The following is a 17,943-nucleotide window of genomic DNA, read 5'->3' on the forward strand; positions in this document are numbered from 1 at the left end:
AGCCGCGACCCACACTGCAGACCCGCCAGCACCAGACCATCAGCAGGTACAAAGCTAGAGATAACACCGTACTAAAGATGAAAACGACCTCTGAGAGGGCATCTGAAAAGCCTGTCAGCGACTGGGTTTTCGAGGCGACGCACCAGAAGCATGGCCATGGCGAGGCCCCTCGCAACTCTTGCCGGCACCGGGCGAACAAGCTGACGTCTTGGGGCCCCAGTGCCGGAGCAGTGCGTCAGAGCAGTGACTGCACGGCGTAGAGGGCACCGAGTGCGCCGAGCAGCAGGTGCAAGGCGGTTTCCGTCAGTCGGGGTTGCAGGCGTGCGCTGACGTAGCCGCCGATCAGCCGCCGAGGCCAGGCCTAGGTGCCAGTCCGTGGACATCCCGCAGGGCCGGACCTGAACATCACCCGCGTGCACCGGCGCTGGGGCACGGCCAGCCTTCCCAAGGCGGGCCGGGTCCGCTTCCGGTGGACCAAAGACCTTCCCGTGGGCAAGCGTGCGGGCGCGAAGTACCGGATCACCGGGGGCCCGGCTGGTCAAGGACGCGCTCGGCTGGCACATCGCCTTCCGTGTCCAGACCCTGGAGCCCAAGCCTGAGTCCCGCACCGGGCCGGATGTCGGCATCGACGTGGGCGTCACCGTGCCCGTCGCCCTCTCGGACGGCGAAACGTACGAGCACGGCGCATGGCTGACCGGCAAGGGAAGGCCAAGCTCCTGCACCTGGAGCGGCGCGCCGCACGGCGTAAGCAGCACCGTAAACCCGGCGAGCGCACCAGCCGCCGGCTGCACCGTACCTACGACCCGATCGCAGGCCTGCGCGCGAAAGCCAAGCACCGGGCCTTGGACTGGCAGCACCGGACGACCACCGCCATCGCCCACACCTACGGCACTGTTGTGGGCGAAGCCCTCACCGTCACGAACATGGTCAAGAACCCGGACTGCGGCTGGTCGGGCAACGCCGACCACAACGCAGCCCGCAACGTCCTGCACCTCTACCGGATGGGCCTCGCGCTCATTTTGGCTGCCGGAAGGGCAGTCGTCAGGCGCGCAAAGCGCGTCAAACCCGCTACCGCGAGGTAAGCAGGAATCTCCCCGCTTCAGGCGGGAGAGCACTTCACCTGAAGGTCCGTAGGCGCAGGCTGTTGGTGACGACGAAGACCGAGGAGAAGGCCATCGCGCCTCCGGCGATCATGGGGTTGAGCATGCCGAGTGCGGCGAGGGGGAGGGCGGCGATGTTGTAGCCGAAGGCCCAGAAGAGGTTGCCTTTGATGGTGGCGAGGGTTGTGCGGGAGAGGCGGATCGCGTCGGCGGCCACGCGCAGGTCGCCTCGTACGAGGGTGAGGTCGCCGGCTTCGATCGCTGCGTCGGTGCCGGTGCCCATGGCCAGGCCCAGGTCGGCGGTGGCGAGGGCGGCGGCGTCGTTGACGCCGTCGCCGACCATAGCGACGGTACGGCCCTCGGCCTGGAGCCGTTTGATCACGTCGACCTTGTCCTGGGGGAGGACTTCGGCGATGACCTCGTCGATACCGACGGCCTTGGCGACCGATTCTGCGACGGGTTGGTTGTCGCCGGTCAGCAGCACCGGCGTCAGGCCCAGCCTGCGCAGTTCGGCCACGGCTTCGGCGCTGGTCTCCTTGATCGCGTCGGCGACGGTGAGGATGCCGCGCGCCTCGCCGTCCCAGGCGACGGTGACTGCCGTGCGTCCTTCGGCCTCCGCCGCGGCCTTGGCCTCGGCCAGTTCGCGGGGCAGTTCGATGGCCCACTCCGTGAGGAGCTTCTGTCGGCCGACGAGTACGGCGTGGCCGTCGATGACGCCCTGGACGCCGAGGCCGGCGATGTTCTGGAAGTTCTCCGGTACCGGCAGGCTGCCCACCCTCTCGGCGGCGCCGGCCGCGATGGCCTGGGCGATGGGGTGCTCGGAGGCGTGCTCCAACGAGCCCGCCAGCCGCAGCAGTTCGTCCTTGTCCACGCCGGAGGCGACGTACACGTCCTGGAGTTGCATGCGGCCGGTGGTGACGGTGCCGGTCTTGTCCAGGACGATCGTGTCGACGCGGCGGGTGGATTCCAGGACCTCGGGGCCTTTGATGAGGATGCCGAGTTGGGCGCCGCGGCCGGTGCCGACCATCAGGGCGGTCGGGGTGGCGAGGCCCAGCGCGCAGGGGCAGGCGATGATCAGGACGGCGATGGTGGCGGTGAAGGCGGCGGCCGTGTCGCCGGTGGCGCCGAGCCAGGCGCCGAACGTGGCGACCGCGATGAGGATGACGACCGGTACGAAGATGCCGGAGATGCGGTCGGCGAGGCGCTGCACCTCGGCCTTGCCGTTCTGCGCGTCTTCGACCAGCCGTGCCATCCGGGCGAGTTGGGTGTCCGTGCCGATGCGGGTCGCCTCGACGACGAGCCGTCCCCCGGCGTTCACGGTCGCGCCGGTCACGGCGTCGCCGGCACTCACGTCGACCGGCACCGATTCGCCGGTGAGCATGGAGGCGTCCACCGCCGAGGCGCCCTCGACGACGGTGCCGTCGGTGGCGATCTTCTCGCCGGGCCGTACGACGAAGCGGTCACCGGCCGCCAACTGCGCGACGGGGATGTGTACTTCCTGGCCGCCCCGCAAGACCGCGACGTCCTTGGCGCCCAGCTCCATGAGCGCCCGCAGGGCGGCGCCCGACTTCCTCTTGGCGCGAGCTTCCAGGTACCGGCCCGCGAGGATGAATGTTGTCACCCCGGCGGCGGCCTCCAGGTAGATGGAGGAGGAGCCGTCGGAGCGGGAGATGGTGAACTCGAAGCCGTGGCGCATGCCCGGCATGCCCGCGTCGCCGAAGAACAGCGCCCACAGCGACCAGCCGAGCGCGGCGAGCGTGCCGATCGACACCAGGGTGTCCATGGTCGCGGCGCCGTGCCGCAGGTTCGTCCAGGCCGCCTTGTGGAACGGGAAGGCGCCCCAGACCACGACCGGAGCGCCCAGTGTCAGCGACAGCCACTGCCAGTTGTCGAACTGCAGGGCCGGAACCATCGCCATCAGGACGACCGGCACCGAGAGCGCGAGCGACCCCAGCAGGCGCTGCCGCAGGGAGAGCAACTCCCCGTCCACAGCGGGTCCGGCCGCCCGGGCGGCGCCCTCGTCACCGGCCGGTGGAGTGGGAGGCGGCGGCTCCTTGGCCGTGTAGCCGGCCTTTTCGACGGTGGCGATGAGGTCGGCGACCCCGACCCCGACCCCGTCGGCGTAGGAGATCTTCGCCTTCTCGGTGGCGTAGTTGACGGTCGCCGTGACGCCGTCCATGCGGTTGAGCTTCTTCTCGATGCGGGCCGAGCAGGAGGCACACGTCATGCCGCCGATGGAGAGCTCGACCTCGGAGGCGGACCGGGACGCCGGGCCGGGCAGTCTCGTATCAGGAGCCGCGTTTGTCATGGGAGGTTCTCCTGGGACAGGCCGGGACGTGCGGCGTCCATGTCAGAGGGAGCGGCACGCCCCGGCGGGGAGGAAACGCGGGGCCCGGGGCTGTCGGCCCCGGAAGGTCTCAGACCGTGCCGACGAGCTCGTAGCCCGCTTCGTCGACGGCGGCGCGGACGGCTTCCTCGTCGAGCGGGGCGACGGCGGTGACCGTCACCTCGCCGGTCTCCGCGACGGCCTTCACCGAGGTCACACCGGCGATCGCGGATATCTCCTCGGAAACCGCGCCCTCGCAGTGACCGCAGGTCATGCCGGAGACCTTGTAGACGGCGGTCACCTCACTTCCCTGGGTGCCGGACACGCTGGCGGAGTTCTTCTGATCGGTCATGGGTCTTCACCTCAGGCGCGCGATACGTTGGGGGGCATACCCCTGGGGGGTAGATGGTATACCCCTAGGGCGTATATTCCCATCCCGTTGGCGCGATACCCCATGGGGGTATATGTTTCGTCGTAGACCTTACTGTTGTCGGCCCTTCCCGGGAGACTTTTATGAAGACCTGGCCGAAGATCACTGGCTTCATCGCGGCACTCGCCGTCGTGTTCGGGGCGGCCTACGGTGTGGGCAGCCTCGCCGGATCCGACGACGCGGGCACCAAAGCGGCTACGCAAGCCGCCAGTGAGGTCGGGACGGCGGAGAGCGGCGGCGCGGACGAGGCCGTAGAGGTACCCGAGGGACTGCAGGTCTCGGCCCACGGCTATTCGATCGACCTGAAGACTCCGCGGATCGAGCGAGGACGCACCACCGACATACGGTTCGCCATCCTCGACGCGAAGGGGCGGCCGGTCACCGACTACACGATGGATCAGGAGAAGGAACTCCACCTGATCCTGGCCTCCCGCGACCTGACCGTCTATCGCCACCTGCACCCCACGCGCTCCGGCGACGGCACGTGGCGCATGCCCGTGAACCTGCCGACGGCCGGTGACTACCGCCTCTTCGCGGACTTCGCCCCGGCCGCCGGGGACGGTGAAAGCCTCACCCTGGGCACCGACCTGGCGGTCGCGGGGCGCTACGAGCCGCAGTCGCTGCCCAAGCAGGAGCCCGCCAGCGAGGTCGACGGCTACACGGTCACTCTGCGTGGGGGCCTCGACGCCGGCTCCGCACGGGAGTTGACCTTCGAGGTGAACAAGGACGGCAAGCAGGTGACCGACCTGCAGCCCTACCTCGGCGCATACGGGCACCTGGTTGCCCTGCGTGCCGGAGACCTGGCCTACCTTCACGTCCATCCCAACAGCGAAGCCGGCGACCCCAGGACGAAGCCCGGGCCGACCGTCTCCTTCACCGCCACCGCGCCCAGCGCCCACGGCTACCGCCTCTTCCTCGACTTCAAGCACGAGGGCAAGGTGCGGACCGCCGACTTCACCGTCCGGGCCGACCTCGCCGGCGACACCGCCGCAGCGGAGGACGTGCCCGCCGAGGAAAGTGGCTCGGCGGAGCACGACGAGCACGAGTGACACCTCACCGCCGGCCGCGGGCAACCCGGCGGCGGTCGGGAAACACGGCCCGGTAGAAGCGCGAGGAGCAGTCGCCCGCAGGGTTCGTCGGAGGGTCGCTCTCCGACCTCCTCGGACGGACGACGCTCCCGCTGATCTCCCTCCTGGGGGTGATCAGCCTGCTGACCGTCCTCGGCGCCGTCGGCGAAGCGGGCCGGATACGACCTCCGCGGCGACGGCCTGCCGCACCGGGGGAATGCCCCTCGGTCAGGCGGACGGTGCGCCGGTGAGGACCTCGACCTGGCCGGTGTCGAGCGAGTAGTAGGCGCTGACCACGGCCAGGTCGCCCTTTTTCACCATCGGCGCAAGGTCCCTGTTGGACCGCAGGTCGGCAGCGGTCTGCTTGACGTGGACGCGGATCATCGTGTCGACCGGGTCGGCGGCCTTCGCCGTGACGGTCGCCTCGTACGCCGGCTTCAGCGCGTCGGAGATCGCCTGCAGGTTGCCGGGCAGCTTCTTGCCGTCGCGCATGGCTTCGTACGCCGCCTTGATGGCGCCGCAGCGCTGATGTCCCAGGACGACGATCAGCGGGGTCCCCGAGGTCACGGGCCCGTACTCGACGGAGCCGGTGACCACCGGGCCGACCACTTGACCGCCGGTACGCAGGATGAACAGATCGCCCAGCCCCGTGTCGAACAGGAGCTCCGGCGGGACCCGGGAGTCGATGCAGGACAGGACGACCCCGTACGGATCCTGCTCCTGGGCGACGAACTCGCGGCGCGCCGGGTCTCGGTCGGGATGCTGCAAGGTGCCGTCCACCCAGCGCTTGTTGCCGTCCATCAACCTCGCGAAGGCCGACCAGGGCGAGTCCGGCCGGACACTCGCGGTGGGTGAGGCGCTCTTCGCCGCCGCGGCTCCCGTCGCCTGCTTGCCCGAACTCTCCGATTTCGACGAACAACCGGCGATCAGGGCTACCGTTGCCGCCGCCCCGCCGGTGATTATGGCTCGGCGATGCTGTTGTCCAGTGCTGCTCAAAGTCATTGCTCTTCCTGTCACGTGCGGATGTCGGTCGGAAATTCTTGGGGTGATGAGGGGGATGAGGGGTGATGAAACGTGCGGCGTCCCGGCTTGTCCCAGCAGGAGCGAAGCGGGTGATCTCACTGTGCGCGACGGTCGTCAAGCGCTCGTACAACGTTGATCAAGCAGAGAAGAAATAGCGGTGCAAGAACGCGCGGTGGCCTCGTGTGAGGCGTCACCACGAAGTGCCGGCACCGTCTCTTGGCGTCCACGTGGTCTAGATCGATGCCGTTCACGCAGGTGGTGCCTTTGTGGTCCAGGTGCGTCAACGGGGTCGGTGACAGCAACGTGACACGTGATGGCGCTCAGGCCCCCGCCGGGCAGCTGCTGGCAGGGACCTCAGCGTTCCGTGGCGGCGAGGTCCGCTCCTCGATCCTGCTGCGGCGTCTGCGAACGCCTCGATTGCCCGCACGGTGGTGCCCTGCCTCGTTGTGCACGCAGCCGTGGAGAGCCGCACCGATCGTTGAAGCAATCTGAACCAAGATGCCGGGTTCTGTGCCGCAAAATGATCGGCCGGAGTCAGAACCAGGATGTGCATAGGAGGAAGGCGTGCTGAAGTTGCTGGGCTTCTTCGAAGAGCTCGGGTATGCGGGCGAGTTCGCGAATGGGTTGCTGCGGATGCAGGTTCAGCCGGTCGGCGAGCCGGATGAAGTTCGTATCGTGGAGTACCTGGATGTCGGCCACCGGATCACGGCTTTCATGGAGGCAGGTGTCGATGTCCTCGCAGGTTCGGTTCATCGCCACACCTCCGGGTGCTCCTCGCTGGCCACCGACGGGGAGTGGATGTGGCGGGCCGACTTCGCGCACTACCTGGAGACGTACCACGTGCCTCTGCCCGCAGCTTTCACCGCACGGGTGCGAGGGCTGCGTCATCAGATGCCGGACCTGGACAGTGCGGACTTCGCTCCGCGCTGGAATGACACTCTGCTGAATCTTGGATGGGGCCCGGTCGGTCCTTGGGACGCTGCGCAGGAAGCCCTCCGCCCGCAGCCGCGAGCTGTGCCTACTCGGGCGGAGTTCGTGGCCCGGGCTCGCCAAGAGCGACCGGCCGGCCCCTGGGGAAGATCACTGCGAAAGCCTCGGCGGCCCAAGGGATAGTCGGCGTCGGACGCTGACTGCGTTCTGGCGGGGCCCCGGTTGGTGGCGCTGCTTCCCGTCTTCCCGCCCACCGGCCCGCGGCCGATGCTGGCGATGGCGGCCGGCTTCTGCGTCGAGCGCGGAGCCGACCCGGTGGCCTGCGCCGAGCCGATCCTCGGCGGCGTCCACCAAGACCTGCTCGACGCCCTGGAGTTCGCCCGCCGCTGGACAGCCCCCGGCGCGGCCGAGGACGAACTACCGGAGCCGGACAAGAAGATCATCGACGATGCGCTGCCGGCCCGCCTCGGCGCCGACACGTACGAGGCCACGCGGCTGGCGCTGGCCTGGTGCTCGGTCGAGGAGTGGCTGCCGCCCGCGCTGGCCGTACTGTGCCGCAGCACCGAGGTGCGCCGTCGGCACGCATCCGGGATCCTCCCCGCCTGCAGCGCCCTGGCGGCTCTGGAGCGCCACGACCTCAAATGTCTGGCCTACGCGCTGGCGGTTCTGGACGACGAGCCCCTCATCGTGCTGCACAGGCCCACCGGGACCGGGTTCGAGGTGCGCATCGGGGGAATCGGGGACAACTTCCAGTTGCACACGCTGCTCGCCCACGTCCTCGTCGGCGGCGGCCATGTGCCCGGCACCACGCCTTCCGCAGAGAGCGTCCGCCTGGCCACGGACCCCGAGCCCGCCCAGGGACGCACCCAGACCGTCGCAACCGGGGCCTTCGAACTCCTCGCCCCGGACGGTGAGCGGATCTGGAACGAGGGGCTGCCCGACGGCATCCCCGTGGTGGAGGGACATCGCGTGCTCGTGCTCGACGAGCCGACATACCAGCGCAGTTGGAACGCCGACCGGTTCTTCCCGCATCTTCCGGGCACGGCCGAACTCACCCGCGTCCTGACAGCTGACGAGACGCGGACCTGGTTCGCCCGCACGTCGCCCGCCGACGGGACCCGCCGGCCTGCCTGACTCGTTGGGCCGGCTTCCCGGCAGGGTCCGTGGCCAGGACCCGGGAACGGTATGCGGTCGGACCCCGCATGACGCGGGTTGTCCGGCCCAAGCGCGGGTTGCCATGGCTTGTGTGGGCAGGTCGCAGATCCTCCCCCTGACGGCGACTGCGCTGTATTTCCTCGTGTGCGCGGTGCCCGCGACCTCGTGGCCGAACCGGCGATGGCGACGACCATCGAAGGTGTCCGCAGTCGCCTGAGTTCGCAGCTGAGCGGCAGCTGCCGCAGCCCGAGCCGGTCCGGGAGGCCCTGAAGTGCTTCAGGGGCGCGCGGGCGGCGGAGCATCGTGAAACCCCGGATGTGGAGGATCTTCGTCCTGCGGCGGACACTTGGGGAGGTCTGGCGAGTGTCCGCGCCCCCGTTCCTGTAGAGAATGTGTGATGTGGGAGCGTGAACGGGTGAGTGAGAAGAACGTCGAAACCCTGCAATATCGCTTTGACGGGCCGGAACAGGCTCCCGTCCTGATCCTGGGACCTTCCCTGGGCACGACCTGGCACAGGTTGGAAACGCCGTCCATACCAGTCCAGTGAGAGCACGTGGGTCCACGAAAGGCCAGGTCAGAGCTTAGAGGATCGGTGGCGTCGATCCAGTCCGTGACACATTTGTGAGACGCGAAGGCAAGAGGGGCACAGTCCGCGGGGCTGTGTCTCTCGGCTTCTGTATCTCGTCTCGGCGGCGGCTGAGTCGCCCGTTGCCGGCGCCGGGAGTCTGGCGGAGTGGGTGCTCAGGTGGGTCCGTAGGGGCTCCAGCCGTGCATGAACGGCTGGAGGTCTTCGGTGCGAGGCTCGGGGATTTCGGGTAGCAGCGGTGAACCGTTGAGCGGGTTAGGCGTGGGACGTGGCTCTCGGTCCACGCGATCCATGCCTCGGCTTCCTCCCTGGCCGGCCAGGGCGGCAGACTTTCTGCGGGAAGTCGGAGTGCGCCGACGTATTCGACGAGGCCGGCTGCGCGTTGCCACGCCGCGTGCTGTGCTTCGAGGGCCCTGGCAAGATTTTTGTAGCCGGAGATCATTACGGGGACGTGGTCCGGGAGGAGCCGTGGCGTCTCAAGTGTGCGATCAGGATGACGCGTTGCCGTAGGAGCGGGACGCCGGCGCGACCGGCCATGATGCGTTTCTGGAGCTTGATGTCCGTGGCGGTTTCGGCGTGGTTACTCAGGTTGAACTCGTAGAGTCGGGCTGAGTACTCATCGCGGTATTGCCGTAGCTGTGCTGGCCTCGGATCACATGCCGTCCGGTGCGGAACGTCGGCGGCTTGTCCAGAAGGAGAACCGACTTCGCCGGTTGGGCCGGGTGTCGAGAATGCGGTCGTGGATAAACGTGCTGGGCAGTTCGGCCGTCCGGCGGGCGAGTTCCTGGAACGCTGAGAGGTATGAGCTGTCGCTTCCTCGCAGCTCGCGCTCTCGTTCTACGAATGGCTGGGTGGCCCTCCAGACGTTGATGATCCGGTGACGTAGAAGCGGAAGAAACAACTTCTCGTCCACGAGCTGGAAGACGGTCAGGGTGGCGAAGGACTGGTAGTAGTACACGACATTGCAGAAGGCCGCCTTCGCCTCGCTGGGAAGCCCACGCACTCCCTCGCTCGGGTCGTGTTCCTGCTGAAGACGGTTGTACACATAGTCGTGCTGGTCGTGAAACGCGGCTGACCGGAACTCGTCGAGCAGAGTGATCATCGCCTGAATATTGTTCACGTGCTGGCTGATCCGCGTCTGCCGGACACCAATCCAGGTGGGAACGGCGATGGCGACCACGGCGATGACGACTGGGAGCACGTTGATGAGGAACGCTTTGAGCATCCGATCAAGCTAGAGAGGAATCGCAGCCGACAAGCCGGATGCACGCATCTGGAACATTTCTGCCTGCTCTTGTAGTGAGCCCGTCGCTATTCAGGTTGACTCGTAGAGCCTGCGGGATCGTGACGGTTCATGATCCCTGCGGTACGACGGGATCATGAGGTACGCGCAGAGGGGCGGGTACACGCCCGCCGAGCGGGAGAAGCGGGAACTGCTGAGGCTGGAGGCGGCGGAGCGGTTCGAGCGCGGTGATGATGCCGCGGTGATCGCGGCCGAAGTAAAAAGACGCGGCGACGACACGATTCTTGCGGCCATCTGGCGGTGGATCAGCTCGGTCATCCCTGGACCAGATCAGAACTTCAGTCCGCCACCAGGCCCATAACCGGTGGGGAAGTATATTCGACCGCCGGTGAGGAAGCCGCTGACCGTCTCCGGTGGAACAACATGGGGGACAGGGGCCGGGGCTTCGGCATAGTCGGTTGATGCCCGGTGGCTGACGTCTCGTCGTGTTGGGTGGAGTCCGATGCAGAACAGGCGCGGACGTCCGTGATCATGGAGTTCTCTACGCTCTGTAACCTTGGACTGCCCGTGCCTGCCGACGCGACGCAGCCGTATAGGGCGTCCACGCAGAGAGTAGTGGGGAATGAGTGTGGTGGAGAGCTGGTCCCGCGTGATGAGTCTTCTTCGGGAGCGCGTCCCGACCGATCATGCGGATCTGCCCGGGCCGGCCACGGAACAGATGCTTGCGGCCGCCGAGGAACGGATGGGCATCCAGCTTCATCGGGAACTGCGGGCGTGGCTGTTGCAGAACAATCTTGATCTTCCTGAGGAAGATGTGGACGACGATGTGGCGTGTTGCGGTTTCGCCGGGTTTCCGGACGAGGGAAGTTTCTTTCTGGGCATCCGGGCGATGGAGAAGCTCTACGCGAACCACTCCGTGCCCGGTTGGGTCAACCCTCCAGATCAGCCGGACAATCCGTTCTGGCGCAATGAGTGGATCCCGTTCCTGTCGGACCAGGACGGCTGGACAGGAAAGTTCATCGACGTGCGGGATGGCCGTATCGGCAGGTGGTTCGTGGGTGAGATCACGACCACGGGCGAGTACGCGTCACTGGCTCACTATTTCGACTCCGTGGCGGAAGCGCTGACGAAAATCGCCGATGGAAGCCATCCGACCTGCTCGGTCGCCGAAGGACGACTTGTCTGGTCGTGAAGCCAAAGTGCCCCCGGTTGTTCCTGCACCGCATCGAGTTCACCCGGCTGCGCCACGACCCGCGCACCCAGGCGTACTACGAACGCCGCACCCAGGAGGGCAAGACCCGACGTGAGATCATCCGATGCCTCAAGCGATATGCCGCCCGAGAGGTCTTCAACCTGGTCAGACCGGTTTCCCGCACCCCCGCGTTATAGGGGCGTCTGTGAGACGCGAGGGCAAGAGGGGCACGGTTCGCGGCGACCGGCTGCGTCTGGGCTTCGGACCGGTACCCCCACCCCGACTTGCATCTGACGTTGGCGTCAGGTTTTAGCGTGGCTGCTGTTGGCGTTCCGCAGCTCCCTGCGGACATCCCCCTTGCCACCAAAGATCTTCCGTGCCTGCTGTGAGCGGGTGCGACCGACAGCAGGAGTACTCATGCGCGCAGCCGTTTACCGTTCGCTCGGCGGCCCGGACGTGGTCGAGGTCGCCGAGGTCGCCAAGCCTGTTCCCGGCTTGAGTGAGGTTCGTATCAAGGTTCAGGCGGCCGCGCTCAACCCGGCCGATGCGGCGGCCTGGGTCGGGGGCTATTACCCGGCTCCGCCGGAGGGGGTCGCCTATGGCCTCGGCTGGGATGTAGCCGGCGTTGTCGACGCCGTCGGCCCGGGTACCCCCTGGACGCCCGGGCAGCCTGCCATCGCGTTCAGTTACGGCTTGCCCCTGGGGCTGAACCGGGGGCAGGCCGAGTACATCGTGGTTCCTGCCCATGCGATCGCGGCGGCGCCGGGGGGTGTCGACCCCGTCCACGCCTCCACCATCCCCCTCAACGGGCTGACCGCTGCCCAGTCCGTCGAACTGCTCGGTATCCAGGCCGGCCAGAGCGTGCTCATCACCGGCGCGGAGGGGGCGGTCGGCGGTTACGCGGTGCAGCTCGCGAAGCGACGGGGAGCGGTGGTCATCGCGACCGACCTCTCGCCCGACGGCGAGTTCGCGAGCAAGGTGGCGGGTGCCGACGTGTACGTGTCGGCGTCGCAGCCTCTCGTCGAGGCCGTCCGCACGGTTCGTCCCGAGGGAGTCGATGCCGTTCTGGACACGGCCAGGCTGGGGCAGGCAGTCATCGGGGCGGTGGCGGACGGCGGCAGGTTCGTGACCACACGGCTCGACGCCCTGCCCCAGGCCGAGCGGGGCATCCGGGTGCTGCTGACGCAGGTCGGCCCGGACGGAGCGATGCTTTCGACACTGTCCGACCTGGCCGCGGCGGGAGACCTGGCGTTGCGCGTGGCGGAGACGTACCCGCTGGAGGAGGTCGCGAAGGCTTACGCGCACATGATCAGGGGTGGGTTCCAGGGGCGTGTGGTCCTCACCATGGAGTGAGCGCGAGGCCCTTTCGTACGACTGGGACATGGCCGGCCGGGGCGGGCCCGTTCGGTGATGAGGTTCTCGGTGAACCGGAGGGCGCGTCGCCCTCGTTCATGCATCGCGGCAGGACCTCCCGGACGAGCCTGCTCGACGGGCCGGCGGCGTACAGTTACTGGATCATCCTGACCCGCTGGACCGAGCCGTCCTGGTACTCTCGCTGCCCGCCGCCGGTACGCGTGGGGCCGAGCAGGCGCTGCTCCTCATGCTCACGGCGTTACGCACGGCCTCGACTACTTGCCCGGCCAGTGCCGGGGGATACGGGGGCCCGCCGTATCCGGGCATGGGCAGGATGCAGCAGAATCGTGAACCGGGTGCTCCGCGCGACCACCCCTGTATCGGCAGCCAGTCGTGGAAGACGGTGTGCACGCATACGTCGTTGCCTCATCTCAGCAACGCCTGAGCCGCCGCGCTGGATCCCCAACGGAACTCATGAGTGTCCAGCAACAACCTCCGGCCCGGAAGGTGCTTCAGGCCGCGCCGACGAGAAGGTGCTGGCCAAAACCATCGCGCACTACGGCCGCGTCGACCGTCTCTGGAGTGACGAGTTCGGCTATGTGGAGCACAACGCTGCATCCGCGGTCACCGCGGCCATCGTCCGCGCCCTGTTCCGTCGCACCAATCATGCCTTCTCCTGCTGCAACTTCCTTACCAGAGCTGCCACTTGTAGGGCAGAGCGGAGGCCAGCCGGGAACGAGGGGCACCTGCCGGGCCATCGGGGGCACCGGAGCGGGTCAGGGTTCGGGCCGACGCGATCCGCCCGCGCACTCGGGGAGTGCGCGGGCGGATCGCTCACCGATGGTTCACACCAACGGCTACCGAGGCGCGGCTACGGCGTGGCTGTCAACGCCGTGTGTCCGAGGGTGGTCGACCCGTCGCCGTACTCGACGGCGCCGACGTACTGTTGGCCGCGTTTCGCGTCCGGCCACGACACCGTGACGTCCGGACGGTCGCCCGCCGAGGCATTCTGCTCGCTCGGGGTGACCGTGGGTGTCACGGCCGGGGTGCCCTGGCCGACCTTCCAGCTCCGCAGGGTGTACTGCTGGCTGGTGGTGCCGGCCGGCAGTTCGTACTGGAGGACGTAGACGTCGTAGTCGCCGGGCGGCAGATCGACGTGTTCGTCGGAGCCGGGGCCGGCCCAGTCGCCGACGTGGTTGCGGGCGGTGTCGAAGGCGTACAGGTCGAGGTTGCTGCCGGGGACGTGGTCCGCGGAGGTGATGGCGAACCGGGTGAAGGGGGCGCCTGCGGGGACGTGGACGCGGTGTTTGACTACGGCGTCGTTGGTGCCCTGACTCATGGTGAAGTCCGCCTGGTCGGTGCCGGTGAGGGTGCCGGTGGTCTGCTCGCCGGTGTAGAGGGACGCCTTCGCGGTCAGTTCGCCGTTCCAGCTGACCCCGGTCCTCAGCGTCGCGGAATCGCCTCCGGTGACCGTGACCTCGTCCGGGGCGGACAACGCTACGGAGCGCAGGGCGACCGGGCTGGTGACCTCGTGGTGGCTGTGCGCGTCGCTCCACGTCAGGGAGCCGAAGGACCAGGCGTTGTGGGCCGCACTCGTACGCTCGAAGGTCACCTTGTACGACGCCGACGCGCCCGGCGTGACCGTCAGCCGCTTCGGGGTGACCTCGGCGCGGAAGCCCGGCGGGGTCTGGAGATTCGCCCTGTACGTGGCGGTGCGCGCCGAGACGTTGGTGACCGTGCGCGTCACCGTCTGACCGGCCAGCAGGTCACCGACTGCGATCGACGGATAGTTGAGGTCGCTGGGGTCGGTCTTCGTGGCCGTGGCGCAGGCATCGGTGCCGTCCTCGGTGGTCGGCTTCTGGCCGATCGCGCAGAGGTAGGCGGTCCAGTCGGCGGAGGTGGAGTCGTAGACCAGGCCGGGGTCGGTGGCCCGGGTGACTCGGGGCAGGCCCGCGCCGTAGTCGAGGGGCGAGGCGGAGTCGGCCAGTTCGCGGCCGATGGGGTCGCCGTTCTCGTCGGTGGGCGTGGCCGTCGTCATCAGCGCCGACTTGATCTCCATCGGTGACCAGTCGGAGTGCAGTTGCCGCAGCAGGGCGGCGAGGCCGGCGATGTGCGGGGACGCCATCGAGGTGCCGTCGGAGAAGCTGAACCGGCCGGGGTAATAGCTGGTGCTGCCGGGCACCACGCCCGCCGGGATGGTCTGACCGAAGGAGGCGATGTCCGGCTTGAGCAGGTCGCCGTCGCTGAAGTGGTCCGGGCCGCTGGAGGAGAAGGAGGCGATCTCCCGGGTGGCCCGGTGGCTGCTCTGGGTGGGCGTGAACCGGGCGGTCGCGCCGGCTTGGGAGGCGTATGCGTGGACTGCCTTCGCGTCGTCGAGGTCGAGTTGGATCAGGGGCACCGAGAAGACGTACGGGGGCAGGAACTCGTCGTAGGCCGGGGTGTCGGTGAGTACGAGACCCTTGCCGCCGACCGCCAGGACCTCGTCCGACTTGTCGTCCTCCCAGATGCCGGCGCCGCCTCGGTCGCAGACGATGATCTTGCCCTTCGCCTGGGCCGGATCGAGCGTGCCCGGCGCGCACAGCGCAGCCCGGCCGGCGTCCGAGCCGTCCTTGCGTACGGCGGCTGCCTCGACCAGCGGGGCAGAGCCGGCACCCGGGTTCAGGCCGACGCGGGTGTAGCGGCGGCCGTCGCCGAGGACCAGGGAGGTGGTGTACTGGGTGTCGTGCGACGACGCGGCGACCGTCGTGACCCACGGGCCGGTGTGGTGCACCGAGTCCGGGCCGCCGTTGTTGGCGGCCGCGGCGACGAACACGCCCGCCTTGGCCGCGTTGAACATGGCCTCCATGTCGGGCTGCTCGGTGAGTGTGCCGGTGATGGAGAAGTTGATGACGTCGACGCCGTCCGCCACGGCCCTGTCGATCGCGGCCGTGAGGTCCACGGTCGGGCAGCCGAAGCCCGGCCAGCACGCCTTGTAGAAGGCGAGGCGGGCAGCCGGGGCGACACCACTGAGCCTGCCCTCGGCGTTGCTGCCGGGTACCGACGCGGCGACGCCGTGGTTCCCGGCGGCCGTGCTGCCGGTGTGGGTGCCGTGGCTGCTGGTGTCCAACGGCGAGGGGGCGTCTTCGCGGTCCGCGGGGACGCCCGCACCGAACCACTGTGCGCCGATCACCTTGTTGTTGCAGGTCACCTTGTGCGTGGGGTCGTCGCCCGGGTCACAGTCGCCGTGCCACTTCCTGGCGATGGCCCCGGCGTCGGGGCGCGGATTCGGCAGTGCGGCGAACATCGGGTTCGAGGGGTCGAACCCGGTGTCCACGATCCCGACGATCACGCCTTCTCCGGCGTGCTCGGGGCCGCCCGCCTTCGCCCACAGGCCCTTGGCGCCGGAGAGGCCGAGAAGTCGGGGGGTGTCGGGGAACTGGGCGTGGCGGGCCGTCCGGGGCGCCTGGGAGCCCGGGGTGTGCGGTGTTCGGACTTCTGCGGGTCCGGTGAGTGCTGATCGCGCGGTGCCCCGCGCCCCTGAAAGACCTTGGCCCTGGGGGCCGCTCACCCCGCCGGAAGGGGTCGGCTGCTGGGCCGCAAAAGCCGTGACCTTGCCCTCGGTCCCGTCCTGGCCATCGGCCACGGTCCGGATGTAGGTTTCCGCCCGGCCGTCCGCCCTCTGCCCATCGTCGGGCCCCGTCGACGTCAGCTGAGCGACCGTGTTCCGGGTCACCGAGACGACACCAGGCGTCGAGGCCAGCTTCGCGGCCTGCCGGCCGGTCAGTTCGGCGGCGAATCCGCTGAACGTGTAGGAGTAGTCGTAGAGCGTCTCGACACCGGGCACGGCGTCGAGGACCCGCTCCCGACGGTCGTCCAGGTGCGCCACGTACTTCTCGACCGTGGCGGAGTCGGCGTCGAGCCGCTTCCCCGCCGTGGGCGCAGTCCGCTGCAGTCGGGGCAGCCCGCCCTCGTACGCGGCGACGGGTGGGTCGGCGAGCTTGACGATGTAGGTGTCGTCGCCGTAACTGCCTTTGCCGCCAGTGGAGTTGGTGTCGGAAGCGGTGGAGGTGGGAGCGATGACCGCCATGAGGGTCAGGGCTCCGGCGAGGAGGGGCGCGAGAGTGGTGATGGCCGCTCTCGGGCGTATGGGTGTGCGTGTCACTTGTGATCCATATCGATCGGGTGCCGCGGAAGAGCCGGGCGCCAGGTGTCCGGGCGCCATCCGCCTCTGCGGCTGTGGGGGTGTGCGGGGGCTACGGTGGGACTGTCGAAACCGTGCGCCCGAGGGGGCTCGAACCGTCGCCGTGTTCGACGAGGCAGAGGTACCGCGTGGCCTGGAAAGCAGGCCAGATCACTTTGAGTCAGAGCCCTCGCCCGCGGCCACCGCCGGGGTGACAGTGGTGGGGGTGTCGGGTTCGCCCTGGCCGAGATTCCGGCTCCAGAGCATGTACTGCGAGGTCTCCCCGGCCGGGCGGTGGCGCACCCTTGCGTGGATCCCGCGGGTCCAACACCTCGGTCAGCCGCGCCGGCAGGCCCGGGATCTCCTCGGAAACGACGTCGGAACACTCACGGAGTTGGCCAAGGGCAATCGGGATCAGCGATGACGCATCGGCAGGCACGGTCACTGTCACACTCCGGCCCCGCTGAACTGACAGATCGCCACGAACTGGGGGCGTAACGCGACAACGCCAAAGCCTTGACGCCGAAGAAGCTCATCGAGTGCCTGCAACCAGCAAGCTGACTCCGTCAGAGCCAGAGCACATCACAGCCTTCGCCAGCCCCGGAGCGGTTCAACGGGCGAGAGCGTCGGGCAGCGCTTCACCTATGTGGTGTGGTCCTCAACGGCCTGGATGAGCGCGCCGTCGGGGTCGTAGAACAGGAAGGATCGGATTCCGGGCAAGGGGGACCGGACGTAGTCGGTCTGAACCTCGATACCAGCGGCCTCGACGCGCTTAAAAAGGTCATCGATGTCGGACACTTTGAGCCCCAGCTCCGTGATGCCGGTCGCGCCGTAGCGCAGGTACTCGTCCGGAGCCTTGGTGGTGAACGGGTTGGCCGCCTGTTGCAGTTCCAGCGTCGCGCCGGAGTCGTCGGAGACGAGCACGATCCGGGTCGCCGCGCTCTTCACGCCGAGGATGTCGTCGAGCGTCGAGGTGTCGAACCACTCGCCCGGCTGTGTGACGTCGTACAGCGTGTTCTTGAATCCCAGGAGGTCCTGGTAGAAGGGCAGCGATCGCTCCAGGTCGCTCACCATGCAGATGTGATGGAAGGGCACGATTCTCCTCTGTGGGGTGAGGGAGGGGTAGCCGCGGGCACATTGGCCAGGTGGCAGTGACCCAGACCCGTCGACGGCCAACTACCGGCGCTGTTCTGTAACTTCAGCCGCAACGCTAGAACCTGACGCTAGTGTCAGGTGCAAGTCTTTCGGGTGAGACCCCCGCGAGGCGATGGACAGGGACGGCGGTCGGCTCGGCAAAGGATCGCCCGCCACTGAGGTGAGAAGGTCCGTCAGAACCGCCGATCTGTGACGGTCTGCAACTGACGGACCGGTCAGTGGAG

The 17,943-nt window shown here is 68.2% G+C and carries 13 protein-coding genes and 3 pseudogenes; 8 read left to right on the forward strand and 8 right to left on the reverse strand.

What is annotated here, in order from left to right; all coding sequences use genetic code 11:
• Positions 1-686 precede the first annotated feature (686 nt).
• Positions 687-1,082 carry a hypothetical protein gene (locus tag ACH4TV_RS44010; RefSeq protein WP_398407072.1) on the forward strand — a complete coding sequence of 132 codons (396 nt, stop codon included), beginning with the start codon at positions 687-689 and terminating at the stop codon, positions 1,080-1,082.
• A 34-nt stretch (positions 1,083-1,116) separates the two neighbouring features.
• On the opposite strand, the gene ACH4TV_RS44015 is transcribed toward ACH4TV_RS44010, so the two are convergent.
• Positions 1,117-3,408, reverse strand: a complete 2,292-nt coding sequence (locus tag ACH4TV_RS44015) for a heavy metal translocating P-type ATPase (RefSeq protein WP_398407073.1) — start codon at positions 3,406-3,408, stop codon at positions 1,117-1,119.
• A 109-nt stretch (positions 3,409-3,517) separates the two neighbouring features.
• Entirely contained in the window at positions 3,518-3,778 is a 261-nt protein-coding gene (locus tag ACH4TV_RS44020) for a heavy-metal-associated domain-containing protein (RefSeq protein ID WP_398407074.1), read from the reverse strand.
• 161 nt (positions 3,779-3,939) lie between these two features.
• Between ACH4TV_RS44020 and ACH4TV_RS44025 the strand changes: the two genes are divergently transcribed.
• Positions 3,940-4,905, forward strand: coding sequence for a hypothetical protein (locus ACH4TV_RS44025; protein WP_398407075.1), 966 nt, complete (start codon positions 3,940-3,942; stop codon positions 4,903-4,905).
• A 246-nt stretch (positions 4,906-5,151) separates the two neighbouring features.
• On the opposite strand, the gene ACH4TV_RS44030 is transcribed toward ACH4TV_RS44025, so the two are convergent.
• A complete protein-coding gene (locus ACH4TV_RS44030; protein ID WP_398407076.1) occupies positions 5,152-5,919 on the reverse strand; it encodes a carbonic anhydrase in 768 nt (255 codons plus the stop codon).
• A gap of 561 nt (positions 5,920-6,480) precedes the next feature.
• Complete coding sequence (locus ACH4TV_RS44035) at positions 6,481-6,705, reverse strand: hypothetical protein (RefSeq protein WP_398407077.1); 225 nt, start codon at positions 6,703-6,705, stop codon at positions 6,481-6,483.
• Between the two features lie 396 nt (positions 6,706-7,101).
• Here ACH4TV_RS44035 and ACH4TV_RS44040 point away from each other — a divergent pair, with 396 nt between their 5' ends.
• A complete protein-coding gene (locus ACH4TV_RS44040) occupies positions 7,102-8,010 on the forward strand; it encodes a hypothetical protein (RefSeq protein ID WP_398407078.1) in 909 nt (302 codons plus the stop codon).
• 418 nt (positions 8,011-8,428) lie between these two features.
• Positions 8,429-8,545, forward strand: a pseudogene (locus ACH4TV_RS44045) (3-oxoadipate enol-lactone hydrolase); the annotation flags it as partial.
• 724 nt (positions 8,546-9,269) lie between these two features.
• Here the strand turns inward: ACH4TV_RS44045 and ACH4TV_RS44050 are convergent.
• Positions 9,270-9,842 carry a hypothetical protein gene (locus ACH4TV_RS44050; protein ID WP_371663519.1) on the reverse strand — a complete coding sequence of 191 codons (573 nt, stop codon included), beginning with the start codon at positions 9,840-9,842 and terminating at the stop codon, positions 9,270-9,272.
• 154 nt (positions 9,843-9,996) lie between these two features.
• Between ACH4TV_RS44050 and ACH4TV_RS44055 the strand changes: the two genes are divergently transcribed.
• From ACH4TV_RS44055 to ACH4TV_RS44070, 4 genes and pseudogenes are all read left to right on the forward strand, one after another.
• A complete protein-coding gene (locus ACH4TV_RS44055) occupies positions 9,997-10,221 on the forward strand; it encodes a hypothetical protein (RefSeq protein WP_371663520.1) in 225 nt (74 codons plus the stop codon).
• Between the two features lie 261 nt (positions 10,222-10,482).
• On the forward strand, positions 10,483-11,052 hold the full coding sequence (locus ACH4TV_RS44060; protein WP_371663521.1) for an SMI1/KNR4 family protein: 570 nt from the start codon (positions 10,483-10,485) through the stop codon (positions 11,050-11,052).
• 23 nt (positions 11,053-11,075) lie between these two features.
• Positions 11,076-11,249, forward strand: a pseudogene (locus tag ACH4TV_RS44065) (IS110 family transposase); the annotation flags it as partial.
• Between the two features lie 220 nt (positions 11,250-11,469).
• Positions 11,470-12,405, forward strand: a complete 936-nt coding sequence (locus ACH4TV_RS44070) for an NADP-dependent oxidoreductase (RefSeq protein ID WP_319064186.1) — start codon at positions 11,470-11,472, stop codon at positions 12,403-12,405.
• 154 nt (positions 12,406-12,559) lie between these two features.
• Here ACH4TV_RS44070 and ACH4TV_RS44075 read toward each other — a convergent pair.
• The 3 genes and pseudogenes from ACH4TV_RS44075 to ACH4TV_RS44085 form a co-directional block, all read right to left on the reverse strand.
• A pseudogene (locus ACH4TV_RS44075) lies at positions 12,560-12,649 on the reverse strand (MerR family transcriptional regulator); the annotation flags it as partial.
• Positions 12,650-13,276: 627 nt separating this feature from the next.
• Complete coding sequence (locus ACH4TV_RS44080) at positions 13,277-16,546, reverse strand: S8 family serine peptidase (RefSeq protein ID WP_398407079.1); 3,270 nt, start codon at positions 16,544-16,546, stop codon at positions 13,277-13,279.
• Positions 16,547-17,206: 660 nt separating this feature from the next.
• Positions 17,207-17,659, reverse strand: a complete 453-nt coding sequence (locus ACH4TV_RS44085) for a VOC family protein (protein ID WP_086746768.1) — start codon at positions 17,657-17,659, stop codon at positions 17,207-17,209.
• Between the last annotated feature and the right edge of the window lie 284 nt (positions 17,660-17,943).

Origin of the sequence: Streptomyces sp. NPDC020898, from assembly GCF_044333925.1 — a bacterium.
In the GTDB taxonomy this organism is placed as follows: domain Bacteria; phylum Actinomycetota; class Actinomycetes; order Streptomycetales; family Streptomycetaceae; genus Streptomyces.